Raw genomic sequence first — 5773 nt, 5'->3', positions numbered from 1 at the left:
TCGGCCTCCAGGTACGGGAACAGGTAGGCGACGGCCTTCTTCATGACCCGGGCGGATTTGACCACCTGCGGCAGGAACATCTTGCCGGCGCCGAACAGGTCGCCCACCACGTTCATGCCGTCCATCAGCGGGCCTTCGATGACCTCCAATGGCTTGTCGGCGTTCTGGCGGGCGGCCTCGGTGTCCTCTTCGATGAAGTCGGTGATGCCCTTGACCAAGGAATGCTCCAGGCGCTTCTCGACGGGCCAGGAGCGCCACTCCTGGTCCTCGGCCTTCTCGGCACCCGAGCCGTCGCCCTTGTACTTTGGCGCCAGCTCCAGCAGCCGCTCCGTGGAATCCTCGCGGCGGTTCAGGATGACGTCTTCCACCGCCTCCCGCAGCTCATCATCCAGGTCATCGTAGATTGCCAACTGGCCCGCGTTGACGATCCCCATGTCCATGCCCGCCTTGATGGCGTGGTACAGGAACACGGCATGGATGGCCTCACGCACCGGGTTGTTGCCGCGGAACGAGAAAGACACGTTGGAGACGCCGCCGGAGACCAGCGCATTGGGCAGCGTCTGCTTGATGGTGCGCGTGGCCTCGATGAAGTCCACGGCGTAGTTGTTGTGCTCTTCGATACCGGTGGCCACCGCGAAGATGTTCGGGTCGAAGATGATGTCCTCGGACGGGAAGCCGACCTGCTCGGTCAGCACCTTGTAGGCGCGGGTGCAGATCTCGACCTTGCGCGCGTGGGTGTCCGCCTGGCCCTCCTCGTCGAAGGCCATGACGATCACCGCCGCCCCGTAGCGCCGGCACAGCCGGGCCTGCTCGATGAACTTCTCCTCACCTTCCTTCAGCGAGATGGAGTTGACGATGGCCTTGCCCTGGACGCACTTGAGCCCGGTCTCGATGACCTCCCACTTGGAGGAGTCGATCATCACCGGCACTCGGGAAATGTCCGGCTCCGCGGCGGCCAGATTCAGGAAGCGGTTCATCGCCTCAACGGCATCCAGCAGGCCCTCGTCCATGTTGACGTCGATGACCTGGGCGCCGTTCTCCACCTGCTCCACGGCCACGGACAGGGCCGTGTCGTAGTCGCCCTCCTTGATCAGCCGCTTGAAGCGTGCCGAGCCCGTGACGTTCGTGCGCTCGCCGACATTGACGAAGAAGCTGTCCTTGGTGATGTTGCAGGGCTCGAGGCCCGACAGCCGGCAGGCGGGCTCCAGCGCCAGCGGCTGGCGGGGGGCCATGCCGGCCACGGCCTTGGCGATGGCCTCGATGTGCTCGGGGCCGGTGCCGCAGCAGCCGCCGACGATGTTGAGCCAGCCTTCTCGGGCCCAGTCGGCCACCTCTTTGGCCATCTCCTCCGGCCCGAGGTCATAGCCGCCGAGCTCGTTGGGCAGGCCGGCGTTGGGGTGGGTCGAGACCCGGCACTCGGCGATGCGGTTCAGCTCCTCCACATACTGGCGCAGTTCATGCGGGCCCAGCGCACAGTTGAGGCCGATGCTCAAGGGCTGGGCATGGCGCAGGCTGTTGTAGAACGCCTCCGTGGTCTGGCCCGTCAGGGTGCGCCCGGACTGGTCCGTGATGGTGCCGGAGATCATGATGGGCAGCTCGACGCCGTCCTGATCGAACACCTGCCAGACCGCGAAGAGCGCGGCCTTGGCGTTCAGGGTGTCGAAGACGGTCTCCACCAGGATGATGTCGGCACCGCCCTCGATCAGCGCCCGGGTGGCCTCGGCGTAGGCCGTCACCAGGGTGTCGAAGTCGATGTTGCGGAAGCCCGGGTCGTTCACGTCCGGCGAGATGGACGCGGTGCGGTTCGTGGGCCCGAGCACGCCGGCGACGAAGCGGGGCTTGTCCGGCGTGCTGTAGCCGTCCGCGGTCTCGCGGGCGAGCCTGGCGGCGGCCAGGTTGATCTCGTACACCAGCTCTTCCATGCCGTAGTCGGCCATGGCGATGCGGGTGCCGTTGAAGGTGTTGGTCTCGATGATGTCCGCGCCGGCGGCGAGGTACTCGCCGTGGATGTCGGCGATGAGCTCGGGGCGGGTCAGCACCAGCAGATCGTTGTTGCCCTTGAGATCGGACGGCCAGTCCTTGAAGCGCTCGCCGCGGTAGTCGGCCTCTTCCAGCTTGCGGCGCTGGATCATGGTGCCCATGGCGCCGTCGAGGATCAGGATCTGGTTTGCGAGTCGTTCGTGGAGCAGGGCGGTGCGGTCTGTCATAGCGTTACTGCCGTGTTGCTGGGCGCGGGGCCGCTCAGGCCTCGGCGGCGGTTCGGAAAATGGATCAGGACAGAGTTGTTCGTCTGCATCGGCGGGGGGCTTTTGCGTCCCACCGGATCAGCGCTCTTGCGGAGCGCTTGCGCGGCTGGCCCGACGCAGGGCAGGGCACGTCTTGAGTGTCGGCGGGCAATATGGCCGCGCGACTCGATGCGGGTCCATTCTCCGCGGTTTCGTTTATTCCCCGTCGTCTTCGCGCGGGGGCCGGTCCTTGGGCAGGTAGCGTGGGTCTTGCTCGTGACCATCCCAGATCACCGGCTTCGCGAGCCATTTTTGGATGAAGGCCCAAGACGCCTGGTAGCCGTCGTGGGGCAGGGTGCAGGCCGAGCAGTCCTTGCGGCGCACGCCGTTCGCGTCGGTGAAGACCTTGTACGGTCCCGGGCACTCGTACGCGATGAGGGGACAATAACAAAAAAGACAATTGAATTCCCGCTTGACGCCTGGGTGACAGGGCAGGAATGGGCATTCGTGGTTGGTGAAGCCCTTGAAAGCCTCGTTGCTGGTCGTGTCTTTTGGCTGCATGATTGGGGAAGGGCCGAGGGTCGAGGACAGCGGGGTGCTGACGCAAGCTCAGCAGGTAGGGGCGCAGTCTCTGCCGCCAAGGGCATGCTCGGGGCATGTGCGTTCGGCTGGCGAAGAAGAGCCCGCGGACAACCCCTTCCGCACCTTCGATGAGTGGTACTCCGACGCCGATGCGGATGCCTACGCCGACCTTACCGAGCTTGTGCCCAACAGGGGCGGTTTGCGGGTGCGTGCATTTGTTCCACTCATGTCGATGTACGCACACAGTCAGATATCCGCAAGCAGCGAACGTTTTTGCGTGCAGCGGTGGGCACGTGCGATGAGCGTATCTCGACGCTGGTGGGTCCAAGCTCTTGAGCTGGTCGTCTTGATCGCGCTGCTCGGCGCCTTGCCCGCCGATGCTGCAGAAGGCTCGCATGCAGCCGTGGATAACGTGGAGGTACTGGCCGAACGGCTTGGCCGCGACCTGGAAGCTGCGGTAAAGAAGATGCAGCCGCTGGTGGAGCGCTACGGTTATGCTGGTGTGGCCGGTGCCGTGGCGCTTGAGGGCTTCGGCATCCCGGCTCCCGGGCAGTCGCTGCTGATGGCCGGGGCCCTGGAGGCGGCGCGCGGGCACATGCAGCTGATGCTGCTGCTGCCGATTGCCGTGCTCGCCGCTGTACTGGGCAACAGTCTGGGCTATCTGATCGGCAGGCGCGGCGGCCGGCCGCTGCTGCGCCGGCTCGGGGTCAATGCGATGCGGGAGGCGAAGCTTTCCGGCCTGTTCGAGCGCTACGGCGGCGGTTTCATCCTATTGGCTCGCTTCGTCGACGGCCCGCGGCAGCTCAACGGCATCCTCGCCGGCACTCTGGCCATGCCCTGGTGGCTGTTCACGGTCTTCAATGTTGCCGGCGCCGTGCTTTGGATCGGTCTGTGGGGACTGGGGACTTTCTATCTGTCCGAGCATCTGCACGCGATCCATCACGTGCTGCGGCGCGTCAACCCTTGGGTCGCCGGTGTCGTCCTGGTCGCCGTGGTTGCGGCTATCGTGTACCTGTTCAGGGGTAGGGCGCGGCCACCGCGCCGGCCTTGATCATCACTGAGACCACATGGGCCGCTGAGTGCGTAGTCAGACCATCCTGGTCTGAAACCATCACGGCTGGAAGCTCCTCAATCCGCCAGCTCCAAGCGCCGCTCGAACCGCTCCAGCCGGCGGCGGAGATCGGCGATTTCTTCCGCGCGGGCGGCATCGACGGCGTGGAAGGCGGACAGATGTTGGTCGATGGCTGCGAGTCCGGTCTCCACGCCGGTGAAGCGCAGGCGCATCTCGCCTTGGATGTCGTCGAGCTTGCTGTGCAGTGGGCGCAGCATTTCCTGGGGCAGGTTGTTGGGCTCGGCCATGCGCTGCTCCTCATGTTCGATTGTCTGCTGCTTGATGCTACCGCGCCAACGTCAGCAACGCATCCAGATCCAGATTCGCCTCGATGTGATCGGCGAGGTCGTCCAGCGCCTGCTCGATGCGGGCCTCGAAGTCGAGCCGCGCGGCTTGGGCACCCATTTGCTCGAGCCAGTGCGAACGGTAGGCGTTGCCCGCGAAGATGCCGTGCAGGTAGCCGCCCATAACGCGGCCATGGTGGCTGACGGCGCCCTCGGGCTTGGCCGTGCCGTCGGCGTTTTGCAGCACCAGCCAGGGCTGTTCCAGTCCGGCGCCGGTGGTGCGGCCCATGTGCATCTCGTAGCCGGCAATGGGGCAGCCGCTGACACCGTCCTGCGCCGCCAGCTCGATGAGGCGCTTATCGCCGCCGATCTCGGTTTCGATATCGAGTAGGCCGAGCCCCGGCGTGTCACCGGGTGCACCTTCGATGCCCTGTGGGTCGCGCACGACGCGCCCGAGCATTTGGAAGCCAGCGCAGAGTCCGACGACGCGCCCGCCGCGGCGCACGTGGGCGAGAATATCGATGTCCCAGCCCTCCCTGCGCAGGATTTCGAGATCCGCTCGGGTGGCCTTGGAGCCCGGGAGGATGACGACGTCGGTGTCCGCCGGCAGGGCCTGGCCCGGCATCAGCCAGCGCAGGTTCACGGCGGGCTCGGCGGCGAGCGGGTCCATGTCGTCGAAGTTGGCGACGCGGGACAGGCGCGGCACGGCGATGTTGAGCGTGCCGGTGTCGGCCCAGCTGTCCTCCGCCGGACGCTCCAGCGCCAGCGAGTCCTCGGCGGGCAGGCGCGAGGCGCCCTCGAACCAGCGCACTACGCCGAGGAAAGGCCAGCCGGTGTGGGCCGTGATGGTCTCACAGGCGGGCTCGAACAACGAGAAGTCGCCACGGAACTTGTTCACCAGGTAGCCGACGACGCGCTCGCGGTCGGCGGGGTCCAGCAGCATCCAGGTGCCCACCAGGTGCGACATGGTGCCGCCCTTGTCGAGGTCGCCGACGAAGACCACGGGCACGTCGGCGCGCTCGGCGAAGTACATGTTGGTGATGTCGCTGTTGCGCAGATAGATCTCGGCACCGCTGCCGGCGCCCTCCACCAGCACCAGGTCGGCCTCGGCGCAGAGGCGCTCGAAGCTGTCGAGGATGGCTGGCATCATGCCCTGGCGCATCTGGTGATAGACCCGCGCCGGGCAGTTGCCGAGCGCCCGCCCGCGCAGCACCACTTGAGAGCCGATGTTGGTCTGCGGCTTGAGCAGCACAGGGTTCATGTGGATGGACGGCGGCACGCCGCAGGCGCGAGCTTGGAGCGCCTGGGCCCGGCCAATTTCGCCGCGGGGTCGCTCGCCGTCAGGGCCGGGCGGCGCGTCAGTGTCCTCGGTGACCGCCGCGTTGTTGCTCATGTTCTGTGCCTTGAACGGTCGCACCTTCAGCCCCCGCTTGGCGTAGGCTCGGCACAGCCCCGCCACCAGCAGGCTCTTGCCGACGTCGGAGGCCGTGCCCTGGATCATCAGGGTGCGGGCACGGCGCGGACCGTGGTCGCCGAGGGGTGGGAGTTGCAGGTCGATGCGGGGTGGGCTC

Annotated in this window: 5 protein-coding genes; 1 reads left to right on the top strand and 4 read right to left on the bottom strand. The window is 66.5% G+C overall.

From position 1 onward, the window contains the following. Window positions 1-2207, bottom strand: a 2207-nt coding sequence (metH, locus tag I6U14_RS14605) for a methionine synthase (RefSeq protein ID WP_296900246.1), incomplete at its 3' end; no start/stop codon positions are given. 234 nt (window positions 2208-2441) lie between these two features. Beyond that, window positions 2442-2786: a cysteine-rich small domain-containing protein gene (locus tag I6U14_RS14600; RefSeq protein WP_296900245.1), complete on the bottom strand. Its 345-nt coding sequence runs from the start codon at window positions 2784-2786 to the stop codon at window positions 2442-2444. Here I6U14_RS14600 and I6U14_RS14595 point away from each other — a divergent pair. Next, window positions 2740-3858 carry a DedA family protein gene (locus tag I6U14_RS14595; protein ID WP_296900248.1) on the top strand — a complete coding sequence of 373 codons (1119 nt, stop codon included), beginning with the start codon at window positions 2740-2742 and terminating at the stop codon, window positions 3856-3858. The two genes, I6U14_RS14600 and I6U14_RS14595, sit on opposite strands and share 47 nt — an antisense overlap. A 77-nt stretch (window positions 3859-3935) precedes the next feature. On the opposite strand, the gene I6U14_RS14590 is transcribed toward I6U14_RS14595, so the two are convergent. Further along, a complete protein-coding gene (locus I6U14_RS14590; protein ID WP_296900244.1) occupies window positions 3936-4166 on the bottom strand; it encodes a hypothetical protein in 231 nt (76 codons plus the stop codon). Window positions 4167-4203: 37 nt separating this feature from the next. Continuing rightward, window positions 4204-5760, bottom strand: coding sequence for a cobyric acid synthase (locus tag I6U14_RS14585; RefSeq protein WP_296900247.1), 1557 nt, complete (start codon window positions 5758-5760; stop codon window positions 4204-4206). Window positions 5761-5773: the final 13 nt, after the last annotated feature.

This window comes from Thiohalocapsa sp. (assembly GCF_019695415.1).
Classification (GTDB): Bacteria; Pseudomonadota; Gammaproteobacteria; order Chromatiales; family Chromatiaceae; genus Thiohalocapsa.
Note: the sequence above shows the minus strand (reverse complement) of the source record. Positions and strands in the feature narration are given on the sequence as shown.

What these genes read in the sequence shown, in the direction of transcription:
- I6U14_RS14600 (WP_296900245.1), bottom strand. Translation starts at nt 2,786, where the DNA reads ATGCAGCCAAAAGACACGACCAGCAACGAGGCTTTCAAGGGCTTCACC.
- I6U14_RS14590 (WP_296900244.1), bottom strand. Translation starts at nt 4,166, where the DNA reads ATGGCCGAGCCCAACAACCTGCCCCAGGAAATGCTGCGCCCACTGCAC.